Source organism: Neorhizobium sp. BETTINA12A, from assembly GCF_023006485.1.
In the GTDB taxonomy this organism is placed as follows: Bacteria; Pseudomonadota; Alphaproteobacteria; order Rhizobiales; family Rhizobiaceae; genus Neorhizobium.
Map to the genome: position 1 here is coordinate 1 of NZ_JALBGW010000031.1, position 24227 is coordinate 24227.

The 24227-nt window shown below is 61.1% G+C and carries 27 protein-coding genes; 16 read left to right on the plus strand and 11 right to left on the minus strand.

Annotation, left to right across the window (positions count from 1 at the left end; all coding sequences use genetic code 11):
* Positions 1 to 949 (minus strand): exodeoxyribonuclease VII large subunit (gene xseA / locus MOV61_RS11110; RefSeq protein WP_247136614.1); only part of this gene is annotated, 949 nt, incomplete at its 3' end.
* A gap of 302 nt (positions 950 to 1251) precedes the next feature.
* On the opposite strand from xseA, the gene MOV61_RS11115 reads away from it, so the two are divergent.
* The 3 genes from MOV61_RS11115 to MOV61_RS11125 all read left to right on the plus strand — a co-directional run bounded on the left by MOV61_RS11115 (position 1252) and on the right by MOV61_RS11125 (position 2177).
* Entirely contained in the window at positions 1252 to 1515 is a 264-nt protein-coding gene (locus MOV61_RS11115) for a hypothetical protein (RefSeq protein WP_038548331.1), read from the plus strand.
* A 12-nt stretch (positions 1516 to 1527) separates the two neighbouring features.
* On the plus strand, positions 1528 to 1806 hold the full coding sequence (locus tag MOV61_RS11120) for a hypothetical protein (protein WP_157885208.1): 279 nt from the start codon (positions 1528 to 1530) through the stop codon (positions 1804 to 1806).
* Between the two features lie 140 nt (positions 1807 to 1946).
* Positions 1947 to 2177: a hypothetical protein gene (locus MOV61_RS11125; protein WP_038548326.1), complete on the plus strand. Its 231-nt coding sequence runs from the start codon at positions 1947 to 1949 to the stop codon at positions 2175 to 2177.
* 18 nt (positions 2178 to 2195) lie between these two features.
* Here MOV61_RS11125 and MOV61_RS11130 read toward each other — a convergent pair whose 3' ends face one another.
* Entirely contained in the window at positions 2196 to 4037 is a 1842-nt protein-coding gene (locus MOV61_RS11130) for a hypothetical protein (RefSeq protein WP_247136615.1), read from the minus strand.
* Between the two features lie 136 nt (positions 4038 to 4173).
* Between MOV61_RS11130 and MOV61_RS11135 the strand changes: the two genes are divergently transcribed.
* The 4 genes from MOV61_RS11135 to MOV61_RS11150 are packed head-to-tail and all read left to right on the plus strand — an operon-like array spanning position 4174 to position 6621.
* Positions 4174 to 5181, plus strand: coding sequence for a glycosyltransferase (locus tag MOV61_RS11135; RefSeq protein ID WP_247136616.1), 1008 nt, complete (start codon positions 4174 to 4176; stop codon positions 5179 to 5181).
* A complete protein-coding gene (locus tag MOV61_RS11140; RefSeq protein ID WP_038548320.1) occupies positions 5178 to 5876 on the plus strand; it encodes a class I SAM-dependent methyltransferase in 699 nt (232 codons plus the stop codon). Before MOV61_RS11135 ends, MOV61_RS11140 begins: the two co-directional genes overlap by 4 nt.
* A gap of 9 nt (positions 5877 to 5885) precedes the next feature.
* Positions 5886 to 6248: a transporter gene (locus tag MOV61_RS11145; RefSeq protein ID WP_247136617.1), complete on the plus strand. Its 363-nt coding sequence runs from the start codon at positions 5886 to 5888 to the stop codon at positions 6246 to 6248.
* Between the two features lie 7 nt (positions 6249 to 6255).
* Positions 6256 to 6621 carry a hypothetical protein gene (locus MOV61_RS11150; protein WP_038548315.1) on the plus strand — a complete coding sequence of 122 codons (366 nt, stop codon included), beginning with the start codon at positions 6256 to 6258 and terminating at the stop codon, positions 6619 to 6621.
* On the opposite strand, the gene MOV61_RS11155 is transcribed toward MOV61_RS11150, so the two are convergent.
* Positions 6618 to 7604 (minus strand): Gfo/Idh/MocA family protein, encoded by a 987-nt coding sequence (locus MOV61_RS11155; protein ID WP_247136618.1) that lies wholly within the window; start codon positions 7602 to 7604, stop codon positions 6618 to 6620. The genes MOV61_RS11150 and MOV61_RS11155 overlap by 4 nt on opposite strands.
* 191 nt (positions 7605 to 7795) lie before the next feature.
* Between MOV61_RS11155 and MOV61_RS11160 the strand changes: the two genes are divergently transcribed.
* The 3 genes from MOV61_RS11160 (at position 7796) to MOV61_RS11170 (ending at position 10239) form a co-directional block, all read left to right on the plus strand.
* Entirely contained in the window at positions 7796 to 8746 is a 951-nt protein-coding gene (locus MOV61_RS11160; RefSeq protein WP_247136619.1) for an aldo/keto reductase, read from the plus strand.
* Positions 8747 to 8806: 60 nt separating this feature from the next.
* The gene (locus tag MOV61_RS11165; protein ID WP_247136620.1) at positions 8807 to 9802 is read left to right on the plus strand and encodes an aldo/keto reductase; all 996 of its coding nucleotides are present in this window, start codon (positions 8807 to 8809) and stop codon (positions 9800 to 9802) included.
* 77 nt (positions 9803 to 9879) lie between these two features.
* Positions 9880 to 10239, plus strand: a complete 360-nt coding sequence (locus MOV61_RS11170) for a nuclear transport factor 2 family protein (protein ID WP_105428736.1) — start codon at positions 9880 to 9882, stop codon at positions 10237 to 10239.
* 15 nt (positions 10240 to 10254) lie between these two features.
* Here MOV61_RS11170 and MOV61_RS11175 read toward each other — a convergent pair whose 3' ends face one another.
* The 6 genes from MOV61_RS11175 to infC all read right to left on the minus strand — a co-directional run bounded on the left by MOV61_RS11175 (position 10255) and on the right by infC (position 16006).
* A complete protein-coding gene (locus MOV61_RS11175; protein WP_247136621.1) occupies positions 10255 to 10872 on the minus strand; it encodes a hypothetical protein in 618 nt (205 codons plus the stop codon).
* Positions 10873 to 10950: 78 nt separating this feature from the next.
* On the minus strand, positions 10951 to 13374 hold the full coding sequence (gene pheT / locus MOV61_RS11180; protein ID WP_247136622.1) for a phenylalanine--tRNA ligase subunit beta: 2424 nt from the start codon (positions 13372 to 13374) through the stop codon (positions 10951 to 10953).
* 13 nt (positions 13375 to 13387) lie between these two features.
* Positions 13388 to 14470, minus strand: coding sequence for a phenylalanine--tRNA ligase subunit alpha (gene pheS, locus MOV61_RS11185; protein WP_247136623.1), 1083 nt, complete (start codon positions 14468 to 14470; stop codon positions 13388 to 13390).
* A 153-nt stretch (positions 14471 to 14623) separates the two neighbouring features.
* Positions 14624 to 15028: a 50S ribosomal protein L20 gene (gene rplT / locus MOV61_RS11190; RefSeq protein WP_037079680.1), complete on the minus strand. Its 405-nt coding sequence runs from the start codon at positions 15026 to 15028 to the stop codon at positions 14624 to 14626.
* Positions 15029 to 15067: 39 nt separating this feature from the next.
* Entirely contained in the window at positions 15068 to 15271 is a 204-nt protein-coding gene (gene rpmI, locus MOV61_RS11195) for a 50S ribosomal protein L35 (RefSeq protein WP_007751830.1), read from the minus strand.
* Between the two features lie 198 nt (positions 15272 to 15469).
* Positions 15470 to 16006, minus strand: coding sequence for a translation initiation factor IF-3 (infC, locus tag MOV61_RS11200; RefSeq protein ID WP_038548290.1), 537 nt, complete (start codon positions 16004 to 16006; stop codon positions 15470 to 15472).
* A 181-nt stretch (positions 16007 to 16187) separates the two neighbouring features.
* Here infC and MOV61_RS11205 point away from each other — a divergent pair, with 181 nt between their 5' ends.
* The 3 genes from MOV61_RS11205 (at position 16188) to MOV61_RS30440 (ending at position 19457) form a co-directional block, all read left to right on the plus strand.
* Positions 16188 to 16991 carry a carboxylesterase gene (locus tag MOV61_RS11205; protein ID WP_247136624.1) on the plus strand — a complete coding sequence of 268 codons (804 nt, stop codon included), beginning with the start codon at positions 16188 to 16190 and terminating at the stop codon, positions 16989 to 16991.
* Between the two features lie 130 nt (positions 16992 to 17121).
* On the plus strand, positions 17122 to 17736 hold the full coding sequence (locus MOV61_RS11210) for a transglutaminase-like cysteine peptidase (RefSeq protein ID WP_247136625.1): 615 nt from the start codon (positions 17122 to 17124) through the stop codon (positions 17734 to 17736).
* A gap of 140 nt (positions 17737 to 17876) precedes the next feature.
* Complete coding sequence (locus MOV61_RS30440) at positions 17877 to 19457, plus strand: sensor histidine kinase (RefSeq protein ID WP_247136626.1); 1581 nt, start codon at positions 17877 to 17879, stop codon at positions 19455 to 19457.
* Between the two features lie 155 nt (positions 19458 to 19612).
* Here the strand turns inward: MOV61_RS30440 and mbfA are convergent, their stop codons facing one another.
* Positions 19613 to 20596 (minus strand): iron exporter MbfA, encoded by a 984-nt coding sequence (gene mbfA, locus MOV61_RS11220; RefSeq protein ID WP_038548275.1) that lies wholly within the window; start codon positions 20594 to 20596, stop codon positions 19613 to 19615.
* Between the two features lie 240 nt (positions 20597 to 20836).
* Here mbfA and MOV61_RS11225 point away from each other — a divergent pair, with 240 nt between their 5' ends.
* Positions 20837 to 21943 carry a TRAP transporter substrate-binding protein gene (locus tag MOV61_RS11225; RefSeq protein ID WP_247031690.1) on the plus strand — a complete coding sequence of 369 codons (1107 nt, stop codon included), beginning with the start codon at positions 20837 to 20839 and terminating at the stop codon, positions 21941 to 21943.
* Positions 21944 to 21999: 56 nt separating this feature from the next.
* On the opposite strand, the gene MOV61_RS11230 is transcribed toward MOV61_RS11225, so the two are convergent.
* Entirely contained in the window at positions 22000 to 22284 is a 285-nt protein-coding gene (locus MOV61_RS11230; RefSeq protein WP_038548269.1) for an AraC family transcriptional regulator, read from the minus strand.
* Positions 22285 to 22475: 191 nt separating this feature from the next.
* On the opposite strand from MOV61_RS11230, the gene MOV61_RS11235 reads away from it, so the two are divergent.
* Together MOV61_RS11235 and MOV61_RS11240 are read left to right on the plus strand one after the other, a co-directional pair.
* On the plus strand, positions 22476 to 23582 hold the full coding sequence (locus MOV61_RS11235) for a TRAP transporter substrate-binding protein (RefSeq protein WP_038548266.1): 1107 nt from the start codon (positions 22476 to 22478) through the stop codon (positions 23580 to 23582).
* A 358-nt stretch (positions 23583 to 23940) separates the two neighbouring features.
* Complete coding sequence (locus MOV61_RS11240; protein WP_007770461.1) at positions 23941 to 24150, plus strand: cold-shock protein; 210 nt, start codon at positions 23941 to 23943, stop codon at positions 24148 to 24150.
* The last annotated feature ends 77 nt before the right edge of the window (positions 24151 to 24227 follow it).

The window sequence follows — 24227 nt, forward strand, 5'->3', positions numbered from 1 at the left end:
AGGGAAGCGCGCGGACCAGCGCACGAACCGATTGGCGGCTCTGGTCCATCTGGCGGCTGGCAGCGCCCCGCAAGCGGGCAGTTAGATTGGCGGCCTGCGCTTCCAGATCCGCCTTGACCGGCACCGCCATTTCAGCGGCCCCTGTCGGCGTCGGCGCACGGATGTCGGCGGCGTGGTCGATCAGCGTCCAGTCAGTTTCGTGGCCGACGGCCGAGATCAACGGGATCTCGCTCTCCGCCGCGGCACGCACCACTGCCTCGTCGTTGAAACTCCAGAGATCTTCGAGACTGCCGCCGCCGCGCGCGACGATCAGCACGTCCGGCCGCTTGATCGGCCCGCCGGGCGCCATCGCATTGAAGCCACGGATTGCGGCCGCCACCTCGTCGCCCGATCCTTCGCCTTGCACCTTGACCGGCCAGACGATGACATGCACCGGAAAACGGTCGGCGATGCGATGCAGGATATCGCGGATGACGGCGCCAGTCGGTGAGGTCACGACACCGATCACCTGCGGCAGGAAGGGAAGAAGCCGCTTCCGGCTCTGGTCGAACAGACCCTCGGCCCCTAGCCTGCGTCGCCGCTCCTCGAGCAGCGCCATCAGCGCGCCAGCGCCTGCCGGTTCCAGGTTCTCGATGACGATCTGATATTTCGAGGATCCCGGGAAGGTGGTGATCTTGCCCGTGGCGATCACTTCCATGCCCTCTTCCGGGCGGAATTTGATACGGGGGAAAGTGCCCTTCCAGATCACGGCATCGATCCGGGCGCGATCATCCTTCAGCGAGAAATAGGCATGGCCTGAGGAATGTTGGCCGCGATAGCCGGAAATCTCGCCACGTACCCGCACGTGGTCGAACGCATTTTCCACCGTGCGCTTGATCGAGCCGGACAGTTCCGACACCGAAAATTCGGTGAGGTTCGTGGGCGAATCGTTGTCGAGCAAACTGGTCATCCTTCCCTTCTAAAGGAAGAGCGCGGCGATTTCACCAGTTCCAGGCGGCGGAAACGGGGATGATGTGCCCTCAAAAAGAACGTTTCGAATGGCTCTTTCAATGATGCAACAAGGGCCGGCCCCGCGGACGGTTCGTGCCCAAGTATTTGGCGTTGCATCTTTTCTTCTGCCGAAGAAACCACATTTTCTTCTGCGGAAGGGCCGGAAGCCTGCGGTACAGCGCTTTTTTAAGCCTCGCATTTTCCCCGCCAGAAAGAGGAGAGCGACAATGACGGACAGCGATATTCAAGGAGATTTCGTCCATGCCCGACCGTTTCGCCAATACCCAAGCCTCGCTTTCCGGCCCCGCGTCCTCCGGCTTTGCGATCACGCCCAGCGACAGTGCAGATCTGCCGGAGGCGACGCGCGCTCTTTATGTGGGAACCGGCGGCCAGTTGTCCGTGCGGATGCTTTCGGGCGAGACGCTGACGCTTTCAAACGTACCAACCGGGGGCTTGCTTCCGTTGCGGGTGACCCGCGTATTTGCCACCGGCACGACGGCGGTGGCAATCGCCGGCCTCGTCTGAGGGAAATGGCGGGTGGCGATGCAGCCTAAACCCTTGCTGCTCCGCTTCGAGGACAGGCGGCAGGCAATGTCCGTGCTCGGTGAGATCGGCGTGGCGTTCGATGCCGTCTCGGGTGACGGCATCATCCGTAAGCCGACCGGGGAGACGGCCGAATTCGAGGGCGAGGTCGTCGCCCTCACCTGCCCGGTCTCCGGTTATCATGTCCGACTTGTCTGGAAGGGAGAGCTGCCGCGCGCGCTGGCACCATATCTTGTGAATCGCGGCGCTTCAGGCAAAGACCAGACCCATTGAGCATGGCTTAGCCGCACCGAATCAGATCGTATCGAAATCGTCGTGGGGTGCATTGACGCCCGCCACGCATAGGAACGAAAGCATTTGTTAGCACGTTGCTAATACGCTCGTCCCCTTGAGGCAGATGAGGAGATATCCGCGTGCTTTTCCTGACCGCTGCGTCGATAGGCATCTGCGTCGGCATGATGCGGTCCGCGTTCTCGATCGCTTTCATCGCAGTCATGATCACCGCGACATTTGCGCTTGCGACCGCCGTGTCGCCCGGCCCGGCGTCCTATTTCAATCTGCTGATTGCGATCCTCGGCTACAATGCCGGATTGATTGCGTTCCTCACCGGCCTTTTCGCCCTGCAGACCCGCCGCGCGGCTTAAGGGCGTTTTATCCCGTTATCAATTCCCGTCCGGCAGCACCCTATAGAGGCGGAAACCGCTTTTGCTCGGTTGTCCGAACGGCTGCAGATAATCAGGCACCTGGCCGCGGACGAGGCCGGCATAGAGCCCGTCCGGCTTGCGCCTGATCAAGGCGTCGGTCTGCGGATCTGTCTTGCAGAAAGCGAGCGCCGTCACGCCGGCACCTCTCAGAAAGGCCTTTGCTTCGCCTGGCTGGGCGAGACCTATGTAGAGTTCGGTCAGCATGCCTTTCTGGTTACGATGATAAGGTGCCGACAGGGCCCTGTGAGGGGTCCAGCGCAGGATATCCGCCCCGCTGTTGGAGGGCGCGACTATGACGCCCGTGGGCAAGGTGTTCAATGCGGCCATGTCCGCCGGATCACCGCACTCGCCGACTTCGCCGCCGAAAATGCCGGCGCCGGAGAGCGCCCGCATGTCGGCCGCTTGCTTCCAGCCATTGACCGCAAGGACGCCGCCCAAGGCCCAGACGACAGGCACGGACATCAGCACGGCACTGATATAGGCAAAGGCCGTATTGGGGTTCTCGGGATCGGCCGCGGAGGCGCGCCGCAGATCGGTGATCAGCAGCGACAACGGCAGGATGGCCAGCATATTGGAAAAGAAAGCGCCCCGCACCTGCAGCAGCGCGATTCCCCATGATGCCCCGATCAGCGCCAGCAGCACGAGATGGAGTTCCGTCTCCTCGCGTTTCAGGCTGCGGACAAGGCAGACGACAATCGCAAAGAGCCCGACGGCGTAGAACCCACCGACCATTTCCGGCTCTGCCTGGGCTTCGGCGAAGACCGAGCGTGCTTCCGTGACGCCGTTCAGCCATAGCTCGACCAATAGCGGATCGAGCGTGCCGAGCGGATCGCCGAGGCATTGCGGCGCGATGACGCGGGCCGTCAGCAGCAGCACCCCGCCGGTGACACCCGCCAGGGCGACACGGAAAGGGCGACTGCGCTGTTTCGGCAGGCTTGCGAGGAGAAAGAGCGCAGCTCCTCCCAGTGCGGAAAGCGCATAAAAGCCGAGTGAAAAGTTATCGCAGGTGACGACCGCATAGGCGCGCGGCGGGATCGTCAGGAAGAAAGCCGCCGAGACGGACAACGCCAGCGACAGGCCGAAGAAACGGGCCGGCCGGGAAAATGCCTGGCCATGCCAAACCCACTGAAGCGCGACGCAGACGCAAACGACGGCAACAAAAGGTGTCGTTTCGACCCCGATTGCCAATGCCAGCGCGCAGGCGATGGCCGCGACGATATAGCTCGACGCCCGCTTCTGCGGATCGACCAGCATGGCGGCGATCCACATGACGAGCGTGAGCTGGACGTTATGATGGTCGATGGAACCGGGCTTGAAGCGGACGCAGCCGAGGACGAACAGTGCCCCAAGGCCGAGCGCGATGTGCATGGTCGCAACGCCTGCCAGTCTGCGGACAGCCAGGCCGAGCGGCAGGAGCAGAAGCGGCGCCAGAAGCAGAGGCCAGATCGTGACGACGACGGCTTCGGCCTTGCCCGGGGATAGGAAGAGCGAAAACAGCCGGATCAGCAGCGCGATCGGCAGATCGATCAACCGCGACCAATGCATCAACGTGCCGCCCTCGAGACCGAGCCGGTACTGGGTCAGGTCGAACCAGTTCTGGCCGCCGAGAAAATCCCTGATCTCGACGAGCCGCATGACGTCGTCATTGTCGGCTCCGACGTAATCCTTGGCATCCGAGAGAAAAAACGCGAGAGCTATGACGGCGGCGATGGCCGCATAAAGAACCACCGCCGGCAGAAGCCGCGACAGTAGCGGCACGGCGGGCCGGCCGGCCGCCCTCGATAGGGATCTGTCTGCCATGTTTTCCGTCATCGTGGTGCGGACTTTTCGCCTGTTCGAGGGTTGAGGAAACCTAGCCTTAACCTTCCCAAGAAATAGTAAAGCCTGCGGCACGGGAAATTCCCGCGTTCGGTTTTCCGTGTATCGAGTGAAAAACATGAGCGACGCCCTGACCGGCCATTTCGACATCGCGATCCTGCTGCCCTGCTATAACGAGGCGATGACCATCGCCGGCGTGGTGCGCGGTTTCCGCGAGGCACTTCCCGGTGCCCGGATCTATGTCTACGACAACAATTCCACGGATGGCACCGCACTCCAGGCGATGCTCACGGGCGCCCTCGTCATGCGCGAGCGTCGGCAGGGCAAGGGCCATGTGGTGCGCCGCATGTTCGCCGACATCGAGGCGGATATCTACATCATGGCCGACGGGGACGGCACCTATACGCCGCAGGATGCGGAGGAACTGGTCCGCACGCTCTTGACCGAGCGCGCCGACATGGTGGTCGGCACCAGGCGCGGCGTGCATGCGGATGCCGGGCGGCAGGGCCATGCGGCCGGCAACCGGCTGTTCAATTTCCTCTACCGGACGATGTTCGCGCCCGACTTCACCGACATCTTCTCCGGTTACCGGGCCTTCTCGCGCCGGTTCGTGAAGAGCTTCCCGGCTGTCTCCGGCGGATTCGAGATCGAGACCGAAATGTCGGTGCATGCCTCGCTGCTGAAGCTGCCGGTCTGCGAGATCGAGCTCGATTACGGAAGGCGGCCCGAAGGCTCGCATTCCAAGCTCTCGACCTTCAAGGACGGCGCCAGGATCCTCTGGATGTTCGCGATGCTGATGAAGGAAACGCGGCCGTTCGCCTTTTTCGGCCTGATCAGCGGCGCCTTCATGGCGGCGAGCCTGATCTTCATGGCGCCGGTCCTGGTTGCCTATTTCCAGACCGGCCTCGTGGAGCGCATGCCCACCTGGGTGTTCTCGCTGGTGCTGATGCTGGTTTCCTTGCTGATCTTCACCGCCGGCCTGATACTCGATTCCGTGTCGCGCGCCCGCGCCGAACAGCTTCGTATCCACTACATGAGCCTGCCGGCCAGCGTGCACGTCGCCGATCCGGCACAGATCGCGGTCCGGGGGCCCAAGCCGGAACGGCGCAGGACCAAAGCGGCATGAACCGGGAAACCACCAACCGCATCCGCTTCGTCATCGAAGACCTGCTGCCGCCGATCCTCAGGGATTCGCCGCTTTTCCTCTGGCTCGCCAAGCGCGTCTGGGGCGACCATATCAGCCATCTCGCCAGCTTTCGGGAGCGGGCGCCGTTCCTGACGGAGGAGGAATACGCGGACCTCTACCGCAACCATCCGCGTGTCCATGAGGGCACGGACAATTCGGCGGCCTGCATCCGGCGGATCAATTCGATGATTACCGGCACAAGCGTCTGCGACGTCGGATGTGGCACCGGTGCGCTGCTCACCCATATCCGCGCCGCCCATCCCGAACTCACGCGTCTCGTCGGCGTCGATTTCGTCGTCGAGGATGCGGCCGCCATCGAAGGTGTTGAATACGTCGCCGCCAAGATCGAGGACCTGCCGTTTGCCGACGGCGAGTTCGATACCGTAGTCTGCACCCATGTGATCGAGCATGTGCTGGAATACAGGGAGGCGATTGCGGAACTCAGGCGGATCGCCAGAAAGCGGCTGATCATCGTCGTGCCCCGCGAACGGGAATCCCGCTACACGTTCAACCCGCATTTCAACTTCTTCGCCTACACCCATTCTTTCCTGCGCGCCGCCCATCCGGTACCGGAGGTCTATGTCTGCGAGGATATCGGCCGCGACATCTTCTACAGCGAAGACCGGCCGGGCTGAGGATATTCGATGTTCGCCTCGCTTTCCCCCATCACCTGGCTCGGGCTTCTCGGAACGCCGCTGCTGATCGCCATGGGGCAGGTCCTGTTCAAGATGACCAGTTCCACCGCCGGCGAATTTTCGGTCCGCGGGCTCCTCGCGCTCGCCGCCAATCCGGTGCTGCTCGCCGCACTGGCGCTTTACGGTTTCGGCACGGTCGTCTGGATCTATGTGCTGAAATCCGTGCCGCTGACGCTCGCCTATTCCTTCATGGGGCTGACATTCTGTTTCGTGCCGCTGCTGGCGCAGCTTTTCTTCGGCGAACCGCTAACGTTCCGATATGCACTTGGGACCGTGCTGATCTTCGCCGGTCTGCTGGCCATCAACGGCTGACCGCACGATGACCAGCCGCGCCCGGTTTGCCATTCTCCTCGCGCTGCTGATCATTATCGATGCACTGCTACTGCAGGTCCTGGCCACAGAGACCGAGGCCGGCACGCTTATAGACCGCCTGCTGTCTATAAGCGGCGGCCTGGTTGCTGCGCTGGCCCTGCACAGAATATTGCCCGCGGCTTCGGATCACGTGCGCCAGCCAGGTTTCTGGCCGCTCGTCACGATCGGCCTTGTGCTGAACTACGGAATTTTCGCAGCGCTGGCGTCACGCGCGCCGCAGGTGCAGCCGCTCGTGCATTTCGGCTTCGCCTGGGCCTGCGCGCTCGTCTTCGGCGGTTTCGGGCTCTACCGCATCCGTCGCTGGCGGGACTAGACCGCTTCCCACCCGTCGTGGCCGCCAGCACGGTAGATGGCGTCGATGAACCTCTGGTTCTTCAGCGAATTCTCGAGCGTCACGACTTCGACCGCCTCACCCCTGACCGCCTTGGCGAAGGCTTCCGCCTGGCGCTTGTATTGGCGGCTGTCCGGAAAACGGAATATCTGCGACACCGCGTGGTTCTGATTGGTGAGCTCGATTTCTTCGGCGCCCCAGCGGCCGGCATTGAACGGCGACTTGACCTCGATGTAGCCCTCGGTGCCGTGGAAGACCATCAGCTGGCGGGCGGCCATCTGGGTCGCGATATAGAACGTCATTTCGAACGAACCGAAATCTGCCTTGACGCTGGAATAGATATCCGTGCCGAAACCGGGATCGCGTTCCACCCGCGCCTGTATTCTTTGCGGTTCCTGGCCGGTCACGAAACGTGTGGTGATCGTCGGGTAGACGCCGATATCCGGCAGGGCGCCACCGCCGAGTTCCGGGATATTGCGCATGTTGGACGGGTCGCGGTTGAAATAGCTGAACGAGCCCTGCACGTGCTTCAACTCGCCGATCGCCTTTTGGCTCAGCAGTTCGCGCACCTTCAGCCAGACCGGTGCGTAAGTGACCATGAACGCTTCACAGATCAGCTTGCCGGTGCGGTCGCGCACCTTGATCAGGTCCTCGATCTCGCTCGCCTTGATCGCGATCGGCTTTTCGGACAGCACGTGCTTGCCGGCTTCAGCGGCCTTGATCGACCATTCGACATGCTGGCTGGAAGGCAGCGGAATATAGACGGCGTCGATGACGTCGGAGGCCAGCATCTCTTCGTAGGAACCGAAGGCATGCGGGGCACCGAAACGGTCGGCAAGTGCCCGCGCCTTGGCGAGATCACGGCTGGCAAAGGCGGTGACGACGCAGTTCTCCGCGTCCTGGATCGCCGGCACCACCTGTTCATGGCCGATCCTGGCAGTCGACAGGATTCCGAAACGCAGCATGTGAACCTCCCTTTGGCATTGCTGCCGCACCTTATTGGCCTGCCGGCACCCACGCAACGGCAGGCCGAATGCGACGCTTGAAAAAGTGATCGTCCGCCCAAAATAGAGACTGGTCGGCGGCGGAACATCGGCTAATCTCAGGCTCCTTTCCCAAGCTCATCCCACTCACTTAAAAATTTTGGAGGAATATCATGGAGCTGCGCGCACTCGGCCGGACCGGCCTTTCCATTTCCCCCGTCGTTCTCGGCGGCAACGTGTTCAGCTGGACCGCCGACGAAAGGACGTCGTTCGACATCCTCGACCGGTTCTTCGATGCCGGCTTCACCACGATCGATACGGCAGACAGCTACAATCGCTGGGTGCCCGGCCATGTCGGTGGCGAGTCCGAAGCGATCATCGGCAAATGGCTGAAGAGCGGCGGCACCTCCCGCGACAAGGCAATCATCGTCACCAAGGTCGGATCCGACATGGGCCAGGGCAAGAAGGACCTGTCGGCCAAGTGGATCCTCGAAGAGGTAGAAAATTCCCTGCGTCGCCTGCAGACCGACCATATCGACCTCTATCTCGCCCACTGGCCGGACGAGGCCGTGCCTTACGAGGAAACGCTCGGCGCCTTCGCCAAGCTGAAGGAACAGGGCAAGATCCGGGCGATCGGCTGCTCCAACCTCGACGCGAAAATGCTGCAGGATAGCTTCGACGCTGCCAAGCAAGCCGGCCTGCCGCGCTACGACGTGCTGCAGCCGCAATACAATCTCTATGACCGCGACACGTTCGAGGGTCCGCTTGCCGATCTTTGCGTCAAGGAAGAAATCGGCGTCATCAACTATTACGGCCTCGCTTCCGGCTTCCTCACCGGCAAATACCGCGATAAGGCCGACACCGAAGGCAAGGCGCGCGGCGGCAAAGCGCTCGGTTATCTCAACGACAAGGGCCTGCGCATCCTCGCAGCCCTCGACGAGGTCTCGGTCGAAACCAATGCCGAGGTCGCCTCGATCGCGCTCGCGTGGCTGATCCAGACCCGCGGCGTCACCGCGCCGATCGCCAGCGCCACCAGCGTCGGTCAGCTCGACGCGATCATCGCCGCGGGCAACCTGACGCTTTCGGCCGACCAGATGAAGCTGCTCAACGAGGCCGGTGCCTGATCAATCCACCGGGCGCCACGAGACGCCCGTCAGTTTCTACGATTAAAGAAGGAGGCTCTCATGAAAATGAGGAAGCTTGGAAAAGAACTGACTGTTTCCGCCGTCGGCCTAGGCTGCATGGGCATGAGCCATGGTTACGGCGGCCAGGACGAACAGGAAGCGATCAAGACCCTGCACCGCGCCGTCGATCTCGGCGTCAATTTCTTCGATACGGCAGAAGTCTACGGTCCTTTCAAGAACGAGGAACTGCTCGGCAAGGGCCTGAAACCCTTCCGCGACAAGGTCGTCATCGCCACCAAATTCGGCTTCAGGATCGACCCGAATGCCTCCGACGCCCGGGCCATGTCCGGTCTCGACAGCCGGCCGGAACACGTGCGCGAAGTGGCGGAAGCCTCGCTGAAACGCCTCGGCGTCGAGGTGATCGACCTTTTCTACCAGCATCGTGTCGATCCGAACGTGCCGATCGAGGATACGGTGGGCGCGATGGCCGAACTGGTGAAGGAAGGCAAGGTGCGTGCGCTCGGCCTTTCCGAAGCGGGTGCCGCCGCCATCCGCCGCGCCCATGCGGTCCATCCAATCACGGCGCTGCAGAGCGAATATTCGCTCTGGACCCGCGAGCCGGAAGGCGAGATCCTCGACACCTGCCGCGAACTCAATATCGGTTTCGTGCCGTTCAGCCCGCTCGGGCGAGGTTTCCTCACCGGCAAGATCCAGAAGCCGGAGGATTTCGGTCCGGACGACTTCCGCAACACGCTGCCGCGCTTCAGCGCCGAGAACATGGCCGCCAACGCCGCTCTGGTGAAGATGCTGGAGGACATGGCAGTCCAGAAGGGCGTCACAGCCGCGCAGCTGGCGCTGGCCTGGGTCCTCGCGCAGGGCGATTTCATCGTGCCCATCCCGGGCGCCAGAAAAATCCCGCATCTGGAACAGAACGTCGCGGCGACGGAAATTTCGCTCTCGGCGGACGAGTTGAAGACGCTTGGCGACCTGCTTGCTCCTGAGAAATTTTCCGGGACCCGCTATGCGGCGCAGGCGATGGCGTGGACCAACCGCTAAATTTGCCCTTGCTAACGCAAACTCGGGCTTCCATCTTTTCGTGTTAGTATGCAGGCGCTAACGATGGGAGAAGATCGATGTCCGAGGAGCGGGCCGTTCAGGCGGTGATCCATCTCTATGTGGACGGAATGACGTTTGCGCATGAGGCGGCGCTTCGAAAGGCGTTCCACCCCAAAGCATGTATCATCGGCAATTACGACGGCGCGGTCGAATGGCTGTCGCTCGACGATTTCGTCGGGGCGGTGACCTCGGAAGGCCCCGCCCCCGCCGGCACCCAGCCGCTGATCCAGATCGAGGCGCTCGACGTCACCGGCGATGCCGCGACGGTGAAGGTGGTCGATCAGTTCGCCGGCATGCGGTTCTCGGATTATCTCTCGCTTCTGAAGATCGACGGCCGCTGGATGATCGTCAACAAGCTCTATCACCTGCATTCGTGAACGGTGCGCCGTCGCTTACCGTTTAAGCGCCGGAAAGCCGACGTAGTGCTCGGAATGATCGCCTTCGTTGTTGGGCATTCCGATCTTCGTAAGTACGCCCCGCGGTTCGGCGAAGCTGCGGATGCGACGGGCGGGCTTTTCGTGCCACTGGATGTTCATCGCCCAGAGTTTCGGAAAGACCATGATCGACGCGTAAGGCAGGTGGTCGTGGATCCACCAAGCCATCTTCTGCCAGTCGCCGTCGTCGTGATAGTTGTCGACCAGCCAGGGGAAAACGACGCAGGCGGTGGCGCCCATGAAGCCCTGGGCATCGCGCCGATCCCAGATATGGTCGGCGGCGGTATTGGCGTTCGACGAGCAGTTGAGGTTGTTCCGGTTGCCGAATTCGTTGACCTTAGCGCAGCGATAACCGGAGCGCAGGTGCAGCCGCCCGAACGTTGCCTGCAGCGGCTCCAACAGTTCCTCGCAAAGATGCCGGCCAGCCTCGATCGCCAGGTCCGGATCTTCCGGGATGTTTGGGATCGTGTAGAAATTGGCGATCTCCGAAAACAGGAAATCGCGGAAGAAGAAGTTCTTGGACAGCCTCACCCGGCCGAGTTCCTCCAGCCCTTTCATCGATCCCGGTGTGCGCATCGTTCCTCCAACAAAAAAGCCTGCCCCACGTCATCCGTGAGGCAGGCTATCTGTGAGAGGTGATTCAGGCCACCCGTTTCAGGCGCGCAAGGTACCGCCGGTGGTCTTTTCGACATTGGCGACGATCTTGGCCGTCAGCGCGTCGAAATCCTCGTCGGTCAGCGTGCGCTCGACCGGCTGGATCAGCACTTCGACCGCAATCGACTTCCGGCCCTCGCCAAGCGACGCTCCTTCGAACACGTCGAAGACGTTGACGCCGGTGATCAGCTTGCGGTCGGCGGTCGACGCCGCCTTGACGATCGCGCCAGCCTCGACATCGCTCGAAACCACGAACGCAAAGTCGCGCTTGACCACCTGGAAGGGCGAAAGCTCGAGCGGCGGCTTGGTGCGCGTCGCCTTCTTCTTCGGCTCCGGCATGGCGTCAAGGAAAACCTCGAAGCCGCAGAGTGCGCCGGAGACGTCAAGAGCGCCGAGCGTCTTCGGGTGGAATTCGCCGAAATAACCGAGCACGACCTTGAGACCCATCTTGATGGTGCCGGAGCGGCCCGGGTGATACCATTCCGGCGCGCCCTTCTCGATCTGGACGTTGCCCATCGGCAGGCCGCAGGCTTCGAGCACCGCCAGCGCATCGGCCTTGGCGTCGAAGACGTCGACCGGCTTGCCGCCGCCCTTGGCAGTGTTCGACCAGAGGCGACCGGTGCCGTTGATCGTAGCCGTGCCGCGACGAATGCCGCCGGCAACGCGGCGCTGGCCTTCCGGCCTGTCGCTTTCGTAAGTGCCGGACACTTCGAAGATCGCCACGTCACCAAAGCCCTTGTCGGCATTACGCTGCGCCGCAGACAGCAGGCCCGGCAGCAGCGACGGCCGCATGTCGGACATGTCGGCTGCAATGGGGTTGGCGAGCTTCAGCGCCCGGGCGCCGCCGCCGAAGAGCCTTGCCTGATCTTCCGGAATGAAGGACCAGGTGACGGCTTCCAGCATGCCGCGCGCGGCAAGCGCCCGCTTGGCGGTGCGGGTGCGAATCTGCAGCACCGTCAGGATTTTGGCATTGACGCTCGAGAGTTTTTCGATCGGCTCGGGCTTGATCTGGTCGACGCCATGGATGCGCATGACCTCTTCGACGAGGTCCGCCTTGCCGTCGACGTCAGGACGCCAGGAAGGTACGGTGACGGAAACGCGTTCGCCGGAGCCTTCGACTGCAAAACCGAGGCGCGTCAGGATATGACGGCTTTCCTCGGTCGAAACTTCGAGGCCGGTCAGACGTTTCACTTCCGCATAAGGGAAATCGACGATCTTCGGCTGATATCCCTTGTAACCGACGAGTTTCGCTTCCGCGGCGACGCCGCCGCAGAGTTCCAGCACCAACCGGGTGGTGCGGTCGAGGCCGGGGACCATGTATTCCGGATCGACGCCGCGCTCGAACCGGTAGCGGGCATCGGTGATGATGCCGAGCGAACGGCCGGACTTGGCGATGTTGATCGGGTCCCAGAGCGCGGATTCGATCAGCACGTCGACGGTGTTTTCGTCGCAGCCGGAATGTTCGCCGCCCATGATGCCGCCGATCGACTCCACGCCGTTGTCATCGGCGATGACGACGTTGCTGGGGTTGAGCTTGTATTCGCGCGTATCGAGCGCCAGCACCGTCTCGCCTTCCAACGCGCGCCGAACGGTCAGGTCGCCCTTCACCTTGGCGGCATCGAAGACGTGCATCGGCCGGCCGTGGTCGAAGGTCATGAAGTTTGTGATATCGACCAGCGCATTGATAGGGCGAAGGCCGATCGCCTTCAGCCGCTGCTGCATCCAGAGCGGGCTCGGGCCGTTCTTGACGCCGCGCACGAGGCGAAGGCCGAAACCGGGGCAGAGCCGCTCGTCGTCGAGAATGATCTTGAGGCCGACGGATGTCTGGCCTTCTGTCTTGAAATCCGGCTTCGCATGAGGTTTCAGCGTGCCGAGGCCGGCGGCGGCCAGATCGCGGGCGATCCCGTGGATCGACGTGCAATCCGGACGGTTCGGCGTCAGGTTGATCTCGATGACCGGGTCGTCGAGGCCGGCATAAGAAGCGAACGGCGTACCGACCGGCGCGTCCAGCGGCAGATCAATGATGCCGTCGTGATTGTCCGACATGTCGAGCTCTTTTTCCGAGCACATCATGCCGTGGCTTTCGACGCCGCGGATATTGCCGACTGCCAGCGTCACATCAATCCCCGGAACGTAAGTTCCAGGTTTCGCGAATGCGCCGATCAAGCCGGCGCGTGCGTTGGGGGCGCCGCAGACGACCTGCATCGGCTTGCCGTCGCCGGCATCCACCATCAGCACCTTGAGGCGGTCGGCGGACGGATGTTTTTCGGCCGAGAGAACCTTGGCGATGACGAACGGCTTGTAAGCCGCCTTGTCGTCGACATCCTCGACCTCGAGCCCGATCGCCGTCAGGCGCTCGCAGATTTCATTGAGGGCCGCATCCGTTTCCAGATGATCTTTCAGCCAGGAGAGTGTGAATTTCATCGTCGTTTCTCCCTTACGCGCTCAGGCCGCCGAACAGCGTCGGCATGTCGAGCGGGCGGAAACCGTAGTGGTTCATCCAGCGGACGTCGGCGTTGAAGAAGTCGCGCAGGTCCGGCATGCCGTATTTCAGCATGGCAATACGGTCGAGGCCCATGCCCCAGGCAAACCCCTGGAATTCGTCCGGGTCGAGCCCGCCGGCCCGCAGCACGTTCGGGTGCACCATGCCGCAGCCGAGGATTTCCATCCAGTCGGTGCCTTCGCCGAACTTGACGATCGGGCCGGAGCGGTCGCACTGGATGTCCACTTCGAAGCTCGGCTCGGTGAACGGGAAGAAGGACGGGCGGAAGCGCATGGTGACGCTGTCGACTTCGAAGAAGGCCTTGCAGAATTCTTCGAGGATCCAGCGCATGTTGCCGACATGCGACTTGCGGTCGACCACCAGTCCTTCGACCTGATGGAACATCGGCGAATGGGTGGCGTCGCTGTCCTGACGGTAGGTCTTGCCGGGGATGATGATGCGGATTGGCGGCTTCTGCGATTCCATGGTGCGGATCTGCACCGGTGAAGTATGGGTGCGCAGGACCTTGCGCTCGCCGTTCTCGTCGGGCTGGAAGAAGAATGTGTCATGCATCTCGCGGGCCGGATGGCCTTCCGGGAAATTCAGCGCCGTGAAGTTGTAGTAGTCGGTCTCGACATCCGGGCCCTCGGCGATCGAGAAACCCATGTCGCCGAAGATGGCGGTGATTTCGTCGACGATCTGGCTGATCGGATGAATGCGGCCGCGCTCGGCTGGAGAAGAGCGCACCGGCAGCGAGATGTCGACCGTCTCGGCCTTGAGACGCGCCTCGATCGCCGCGTCCCTCAGCACCGTCTTGCGCTCGGTAATGGCGTCGGTGATCTCGTTCTTCAGCGCGTTGATCGCCGCACCGCGGGTCTGGCGCTCTTCCGCCGACATCGAGCCCAGCGTCTTCAGGAGCTCGGAGACCGAGCCCTTCTTGCCGAGAGCGCCGACGCGCACGGCCTCGATCGCCGCCTCGTCACTGGTGCCGGCGATTTCCGCCAGAAGCGAAGTTTTCAGGTTTTCCAGATCGGACATGGTTTCTTCCGTTTGATGCTCGGCGAGATCTATTGCGAGGTCGTGACGGCTGTTTGGGGATGACGTGCGGACAGCAAAAGAAAAACCCGCGCCAGCCGTAACCAGCGCGGGTTTCCCAAAATCAGTAAAGCTAATTAGCTTGGGAAGCGCTGGTTAACGAACCGCGCTTTCAAACTCGTTGGTGGTGCCGGCTTCCTTGAGGTAATCAAGTGCCTTCTTGGCAGCAGCAACCAGAGCGCCGAATGCTTCCGGCTCGTGGATTGCCATGTCGGAGAGGACCTTGCGGTCGACTTCGATGCCAGCCTTGTTGAGGCCGTCGATGAAGCGGCCGTAAGTCAGGCCGGATTCGCGGACGGCAGCATTGATACGCTGAATCCACAGAGCGCGGAAATTGCGCTTCTTGACGCGACGGTCGCGCGTGGCGAACTGACGCGAACGATCGACGGCAGCCTTGGCGGCCCGGATCGTATTCTTGCGGCGGCCGTAGAAGCCCTTGGCTGCCTTCAAAGTCTTGGTGTGCTTGGCGCGGGAAGTGACGCCCCGTTTTACGCGTGCCATGTCATGATCTCCTTAACTGATCCAAAAGTGACGAGGGTCTCAGAGACCGTTCGGCAGGTAGTTCTTGATAACCTTCTTGCCATCGGGTTCGGCAAGGATCATCGTTCCGCGTGCATCGCGGATGAACTTGTTGGACCGCTTGATCATGCCGTGGCGCTTGCCAGCGGCTGCTGCAACGACTTTGCCGGTCGCGGTGATCTTGAACCGCTTCTTGGCAGCCGATTTCGTCTTCATCTTGGGCATTTTGCTACTCCAGTTTTGTATCGAAACCACAGACGATGCTGGTTTCAAGCATTTAGAACAGCCACGGCATGCCCTGCCGGACCGTTCGGAACGCGCGCTTATAACCGCAGTCGGTCAAAAGCGCAATGGGAAAGAAGACATGACGAAAATCCGGCGGCCAAGCCAGCCGGTCCGTCGAAAAGGCATCCGGTGCGGCGCTTATTTCGGCGCCAGCACCATCATCATCTGGCGGCCTTCGAGCTTCGGCTCAGCTTCCACCTTGGCAATTTCCAAAGTATCGTCCTTCACCTGAAGCAAAAGCTTCATGCCGAGTTCCTGGTGGGCCATTTCGCGGCCGCGGAACTTCAGCGTCACCTTGACCTTGTCGCCCTCTTCAAAGAAACGGTTCATCGCCTTCATCTTCACGTCATAGTCATGCGTGTCGATGTTGGGCCGCATCTTGATTTCTTTGATTTCGACGATCTTCTGCTTCTTGCGGGCTTCTGCCGCTTTCTTCTGGTTCGCATATTTCAGCTTGCCCAGGTCGAGGATCTTGCACACCGGCGGCTCGGTGTTCGGCGAGATCTCAACGAGATCGAGGCCGGCGTCCTCAGCCATCTTGAGAGCCTGCTCGGTCGGAACGATACCAAGGTTCAAGCCTTCGGCATCGATAAGCTGGACCTTGGGAATGCGAATTTCCCGGTTGGAGCGCGGCCCGTCCTTAACAGGGGCATCGGTTTTGAATGGTCTGCGGATGGTCGTATTCTCCTAGATTGTTTCGGACCGCAGCGACACATTGACAGCGTCCGGCTTGCGGCCGACGGCAATGTCGTGATCGCTACGGCGAAGTCAATAGCATAGCCGCGCGAAAAAATCACCTGCTGTCCTATGCCTAAGAATCTGTTTTATAAGCGCGGCAAAACCTCAGGATTCCGCCATGACCGACGCAGCCAACCTCACCCGCAAAACGATCACCGTCGGTTCTGGAACGCTTGCGCGGGAGATCGCGATCATCCATCGGACCGCGCGCAAGAAGACGTCGGGACCTGCCTTCGTCTGGCTCGGCGGCTACCGGTCGGACATGACCGGCACCAAGGCCGTCGAACTCGACGCGCTCGCCGGCGAACTCGGGCTCGCATCCATCCGCTTCGATTATTCCGGCCACGGCGCGTCCGGCGGCGCCTTCCGCGACGGCACGATCTCGCGCTGGCTGGAAGAAGCTGCCGCCGTTCTCGACGACATCAGGCCGAAACGTGTCATCCTGGTCGGCTCCTCGATGGGCGGCTGGATCACGCTGCGCCTGGTGCAGGAACTGAAGAAGCGGAAGAGGGCCGCAAAAGTCGACGGCATCGTCCTCATCGCTCCGGCGCCGGATTTCACGGCGGAACTGATCGAACCGAAGCTTACCGAGGTTGAGCGGCAGTCGCTTGCCGAACGCGGCTATTTCGAGGAGCGCTCCGAATACAGCACCGAACCCAATATCTATACGCGCGACCTGATCGAGGATGGCCGCAAAAACTCGGTGATGACAGGGATTATCGAGACCGGCTGCCCGGTGCATATCCTGCAGGGCATGAAGGACCCGGACGTGCCCTACGCCCACGCGCTGAAGCTCGTCGAGTTCCTGCCGGCCGACGATGTCGTGCTGACGCTGATCCGGGATGGCGACCACCGGCTTTCCAGGCCCCAGGATATCGAAAAATTGAAAACCGCGGTCTCGGCCCTAATACTTAATGATTAAATTTTGGGCTGATACAAAAATGTTGCAGCCTTAACCATAATGCGAACGGTGACCCGTTAACAAAAGTCATCGATTGACTCTTTCTCCCGTCCGCCCTTAACCTTTCATTAGGATTTGAAGGGACGGGTCCATGAAGATAGCCTTGCAGGCGCGGCGTTTCGCCGTGATCCTAGTTAGCGTACTTGTACCAGTGAGTGCTGCAGTTCCGGCTCCAAGACCGATGGCCGCCATGGTCACGGGTGCCGTCACCTCCCAGCCGATCGGCCATTACGAATTCTGCCAGAAATATGCGGCGGAATGTTCGATCAAGAGCCGCTCCGCTCCTTCCCCCAAAGTCAGCGCCAAAGGCTGGGCTACAGTCCGTCAGATCAACCGGGCCGTGAACGCCCGCTACATCGCCAAGACCGACCGGGAAGTTTACGGCCGCGAAGAGGTCTGGAGCTATCCGACGAATTTCGCCGATTGCGAAGATTATGCGCTTCAAAAGCGCAAGGAACTTGCCGCTCAGGGCTTTGCCCTTTCCGACCTTCTGATGACCGTCGTCCGCAAGCCGGACGGCGAAGGCCATGCGGTGCTTACGTTGCGCACGTCCGATGGCGACTTCATCCTGGACAACCTCGATAACGAGGTGAAGCCCTGGTTTGCGACGCCCTACACCTTCCTGAAGCGTCAGGCCTCGTTCAACACGGGACGTTGGGTCACCATCGAAAACGGCCGCGACCTGCTGGTCGGCGCGTTGAAATAAGTCACACACTTAAGTACAAGTTAATATTCGCCTGCAACCATAGAGGCTGCGGGCGAATGTTTTTGGTATCGGCATATCGGAAGACATTTCCTCAATGCAGCCAACCTGCTAGGAGGGAATCTCTGAAACCGGAGCGGGTTGTGCGTGACGAGGTGAAAACAGGTTTGCCACGCGCGGCCCGTGTAACGAGGCCTGCCCTCCCGGTCCTGCTGACCGGTGTGTTTGCCCTTGTCCTGCTGACGGTCGCCGGCCTTATTGTCCTCGAAAACTACCGGAACGCCCTGAAAGAAGGCGAAGCCCGCGCCCTCTCGTCTGCGCATGTTGTCGCGGCCCACCTCGAGTGGATGATCGAGGCGAGCGACCAGGCCCTGCGGCGCATCGAAACCGAGGTGGGGGACAGGCCCATCGATGCCTCGCCCAATCTTGCGGCCGACCTGTTGCGGGCTGTCGGCCAACTGCCGGCCGGTTTTCAGTATTCGCTTCTCGATGATGCCGGCGTCGTCCGCTTTTCCAGCGCCGGCGGGGACGCCCTTGGAAGCATATCCGACAGTCAGAACGAACGCGCCTTTTTCGCGAGGCTGAGGGATGGCCAGGAACTGACATTCACCCGGCTGCTCGACAACGAACGTGCCGGCAAGCCATCCTTCACCGTCGCACGGCGGATCGACCGGAACGGGATTTTCCGGGGCGTCGCCAGCATTACCATCCCGAACGAGAGCCTGGACGGCTTCTGGGCCTCGATGGGGCTTGGGCCGAATTCCACGATTTTGATCATCAGGGATGACGGGTGGCTGATCGCCCGGCGGCCGGCGGCAACACGCCCGATCGACCTCAGCACGACCGCGTGGTACCCGATGACGCGTCAAATGTCCTCCGGCTTCTACCACAGTCCGGTCTCGCCGATCGACGGTCATGCCCGCATCGTCGCCTTCTGGAAGGTCTCCGGATGGCCGCTCATCGCCCTTGCTGCAATCGCACGGCAGGAAATTCTCGACCAGTTCTGGCGCAATCTCTTTTCCGACGCGCTGGTCATGCTGCCGTTGATGGCACTGCTGGTCCTCGGCGCCTTCTGGATCAACCGCCTTCTCTACCGGACCGCCGTCCGCAACGAGGAACTGGAGCAGGCGGTGGAGCGCAACCGCTTCCTGCTGCGGGAAATTCATCACCGGGTGAAGAACAATCTCCAGGCGGTGCTGGCGCTCGTGCGGCTGCAGGCATTACCGGTCGATGCGCGCGACGACATGACGAGGCGTATCGCGGCGATGATCGCCGTGCACGAGCAGATTTACCAGAACGACCAGTTCGAACAGGTCGAGGTGGCGCCCTATGCCACCAAGCTGATCAACGACATCGCCTCGGGCTATGAGACGCCTGTCGTGCTCAATCTCAGGCTGCAGGCACTCACTGTCGATCGCGAACAGGCTTTGCCGCTTGGGATGATCATCAACGAGGTCGTTTCCAACTCGTTCAAATATGCCTTTGTCGGTCGTCAGAGCGGCAAGCTTTCCGTCGAACTCGGCGAAGACGGCGACAATCTGAGCCTCGTCATCCGCGACGACGGCCCGGGCATCGAGGCCTTCAATCGGACCGGCGGCATGGGCAGCAAACTGATTGCCAATTTCGTCAAACAGCTCGGCGGGCATTTCACCACCCACAACGACGGCGGCGCGGTGTTTTCGCTCGAGGTACCTCGGGTCAGGGTGCCGCAACAGGCGGCGTGAGCAGACGGTTCAGGCATTACCAGCAGCCTGCCGACCGCGCGTTTGATCTCAGGGAATTTGCCGCATCGGATCCCGGCCCTTCGCTTTGGGCTCAGGGCGTTCGAAGCTGCAATCGAATCACCGGATCGATTGCTCGGGCTCCGCCCGATCGCTTCTCACCCATTCCCGATCAAGATGCCTGCGGCGAGCACCAGCGATCCACCGAACACCACCTGGACGACGGCCCGCAGGAATGGCGTTTCCATGTAGCGGTTCTGGATGAAGGCGATCGCCCAGAGTTCGAAGAAGACGATGATCGCGGCGACGATGGTCGCGGTCCAGAAATGCGGAATGAGATAGGGCAGCGTGTGGCCGAGGCCGCCGAGCGCCGTCATGATGCCGGAGGCAAACCCACGCTTGATCGGCGAACCGCGTCCGGAAATCTTGCCGTCGTCGTGGGCGGCTTCGGTAAAGCCCATGGAAATGCCCGCACCGACCGAGGCCGACAGGCCGATCAGGAAGGTCGACCAGGTGTCGCCCGTCGCAAAGGCCGCTGCGAAGATCGGCGCCAGCGTCGAGACCGAGCCGTCCATCAATCCTGCGAGACCCGGCTGCACGTAGGTGAGGATGAACTGGCGGCGGGCGGTCTCGTCTTCCTCGGTCTTCACGTCGTCGGTCACGTGCTTGTCGCCGAGCATGCGGGCGATATCCTCGTGCCCCTGCTCGGCAATCGCCAGATCGCCGAGCAGCTGTCGCGTCGAGGCGTCGGAAACCTGCTTTACCGCTTCGGTATAAAACCGGAAAGCCTGTTGCTCCATGGCTTCCGCCTGTTCCCGGATGGTGTCGAGCGACAGGTTGCGGGTCAGCCAATCCGGCTTGCGTTCGTAGAAGCCGCGCACATGTTCGCGGCGGATCAGCGGGATGCGCTCGCCGAAGCGTGAGCGGAACATGTCGATCAGCATGTTCTTATGGGTCTGCTCGACCTCCGCCATGTCTTCGAACACTTTGGCAGATGCGGGAAACTGATCCTTGAGATTGTCCGCATAAGCGAGATAGATCCGCGCATCCTCCTCTTCCGACGCGATGGCGAGCGCCAGGATTTCCTTCTCGTCGAGGGAGGCGAATGGGCGCTTGGAACTGGAAAGGAGACGGGCGAGCATGAAAAACCTCTTATTAGAATAGTTCTAAACTAAAGCCTCGCCTGAAAACTTCAAGGGATTTCTGCCTCCCCGCGATCGAAAGACGACGAGAAGGCGTCGCGCAATATCCGGAAAGGTTTGCTGCAGCGCAGCGTAATCTTCTGGATTTTTTTCTTGCCGTTCCCGAAATGAAAGGACTATGAGCTGCACCGCGCGGGCCAAAATCCGGGCACCTCCCAAAGTTTAGAAGGCATAGATCCCATGAACCGCAGAAACTTTTTCCGGCAGGCCGCGACCGCCGGCGTGGGCGCCGCTGCAGCGACCGCGCTCGCAGCGCCTGCCATTGCCCAGGAATCTCCGAAGATCACCTGGCGGATGACCTCGTCGTTCACCAAGAATACCGACATTCTCTGGTCCGCGGCCACCGACATCGCCGAAAGCGTCAAGGAAGCCTCGGACGGCAACTTTACGATCCACACCTTCGCCGCTGGCGAAATCGTGCCGCCGCTGCAGGCCGCGGATGCCGTTTCCAACGGCACTGTCGAAATGGCGCATACCTGCGCCTATTATTATATCGGCAAGGACCCGACGTTTGCGCTCGGTACCGCCGTTCCGTTCGGTCTCAACGCCCGCCAGACCAATGCATGGTTCTCGGTCGGCGGCGGCAACGAGCTGCTCAACGACTTCCTGAGCAGCTACAATCTCTTCGCGCTGCCGGCCGGCAATACCGGTGCCCAGATGGGCGGTTGGTACCGCAAGGAAATCAACACGATCGAAGACCTGAAGGGCCTGAAGATGCGCATTGCCGGCCTCGCAGGCCAGGTGATGCAGAAGCTCGGCGTCACGCCGCAGCAGATCGCCGGCGGCGACGTCTATGCAGCACTCGAAAAGGGCACGATCGACGCCACCGAATTCGTCGGTCCCTATGATGACCAGAAGCTCGGTTTCGTGAAGGTCGCCAAGTACTATTATTATCCGGCCTGGTGGGAAGGTGGACCGGCCGTCCACGCCTTCATGAACAAGGAAAAGTTCAACGCCCTTCCGAAGAGCTACCAGCGCATGATCAAGGATGCATGCGCCAATGCCAACCAGAACATGCTTTCCCGTTACGACACCAGCAACGCCAAGGCGCTGCGTCAGCTTGTTTCGGAAGGTGCGGTCCTGAAGCCGTTCAGCCCGGAAATCCTCGAAGCCAGCTACAAGGCTGCGCTCGAAGTCTATGCCGAACTCAACGCCAAGAACGCCGCCTTCAAGAAGATCTACGACAGCCAGCAGGCCTTCAAGAAGGAAGGCTATCTCTGGAACCAGATCGCCGAATACAGCTACGACACCTTCATGATGGTGCAGCAGCGCAAGGGCACGCTGTAAACAGCGTCCGTTCGCAATATCAAAAGCCCGGAGCATCGTTTCGGGCTTTTTGTCTATCAGCCTTCGACCAGCTCGATATCGCCAGCCATCCGGTCGCGCAGGCGTCCGACATCGCGGGCTGGCGATGCGCCGAACTGTCGGGAATATTCGCGGCTGAACTGGGTTACGCTTTCGTATCCCACTGAAAAGGCGACCCGCGCCGTATCGCCCGCTTCCGCCAGCAGCCGGCGGCGTGCTTCGTGCAGGCGGATGCTCTTCTGGTACTGGATCGGGCTCATGGCAGTCACGTCCTTGAAGTGGCGGTGAAAGACCGAAACACTCATGCCGGCAACCCGCGCCAATTCGTTCGACGACCAAACTCTTCTATGGTGAATACGAACTTCGCGCGCGCAATTGCCCGGTCGGCCTCGATGTTAGCCGGGCGCCAGTGCGACTTTTTGGAATTTCCTTGCCGTTCCCGAAATGAAAGGATTATGAGCGAAATCGACAGGGCCCGGACTGGCCGCGCACTTTTCGCTTTGAGGAGGATTCCATGGACCGCAGACGTTTCTTCAAGCAGGCCGCCACGGCCGGGGTCGGCGCCGCTGCCGCAACCGCGCTTGCCGCCCCGGCGATTGCCCAGGAAAGCCCCAGGGTCAACTGGCGACTGACTTCTTCCTTCCCGAAGAGCCTCGACATCATCTTCAACGCCGCCAACCAGATCGCCGACAGCGTCAGGAACGCGACTGACGGCAAGTTTACAATCCAGACGTTCGGGGCCGGCGAAATCGTGCCGCCGCTACAGGCCGCAGACGCGGTTGCCAACGGTACCGTCGAGATGGCCCATACCTGCTCCTATTATTACATCGGCCAGGATCCGGCGTTTGCGCTCGGTACCGCCATTCCCTTCGGCCTCAACGCCCGCATGACCAATGCCTGGTTCACGGCAGGCGGCGGCAACGACCTGATCAACGAGTTCCTGGCCCCGCGCAATCTCTATGCCCTGCCCGCCGGCAATAGCGGCACCCAGATGGGCGGCTGGTTCCGCAAGGAAATCAACACGATCGATGACCTGAAGGGCCTGAAGATGCGGATTGCGGGCCTGGCGGGCCAGGTGATGCAAAAGGTCGGCGTCACTCCGCAGCAGATCGCCGGCGGCGACGTCTATGCAGCGCTCGAGAAGGGCACGATCGACGCCACCGAGTTCGTCGGTCCCTATGACGACCAGAAACTCGGTTTCGTGAAGGTCGCCAAATATTATTATTATCCGGCATGGTGGGAAGGCGGGCCGGCCATGCATGCCTTCTTCAACCTGGAAAAGTTCAAGGGCCTGCCGAAAAGCTATCAGCAGATCGTTACCGACGCTTGCGCCGCGGCCAACATGAGCATGCTCGCCAATTACGACGCCCACAACGCCACGGCGCTGAAGAAGCTGGTTGCCGAAGGCGCGGTGCTGAAAGCCTTCAGCCGCGAGATCATGGATGTCTGCTTCAAGGCGGCAATGGAGACCTATGCCGACCTCTCGGCCAAGAGCCCGGCCTTCAAGAAGATCTACGACAGCCAGCAGGCCTTCAAGAAGGACGCTTATCTCTGGGCGCAGATCGCCGAATATTCCTACGACACCTATATGATGACGCAGCAGCGCGCCGGCACGCTCTGACCAGATCGTCGTAGTGACATGCGCCACGCCCGGAGCGATCCTCCGGGCGTGGAGTTCGAAAGCCGGCTGCCGACGCTTCAGAATCGGTCGCCGAGCCGGCCAAAGCGGTTGCTAATTTCGATATTGCACTGTAAAATCATGTCGTTGATTGAGAAAATCGGCATCGCCGTTGAGCGCCCGGAAAATTAAATCTCCGTGGCAGCATTGATTATCAACGGATAAAGCTTATATTGACGCTATCGAAAATTGCTTGCGACCTTTGTTCACGGGCCTGGTGCTCAGTCAGATTTCCTCTCAAATATCGATCAAAGCGGACGGAATACTGTCCGCAATCTCTAACGATTGAAAGGAAATCGTTATGAATACTGGCACCGTAAAGTGGTTCAATAGCACCAAGGGCTTCGGCTTCATTCAGCCTGATGACGGCGCGACGGACGTTTTCGTTCACGTTTCGGCTGTCGAACGTGCCGGCATGTCTTCCCTGACGGAAGGTCAGAAGATCTCCTACGAGATCGTTCGCGACCGCAAGTCCGGCAAGAGCTCGGCCGACAACCTCCGGGCCGCATAAGGATGTCATTCGCCTCGGCTGACCACGGAAGTACTGGCAGCGACGGCTTGAATGACGGGAAGAGGTCGGGGTAACGC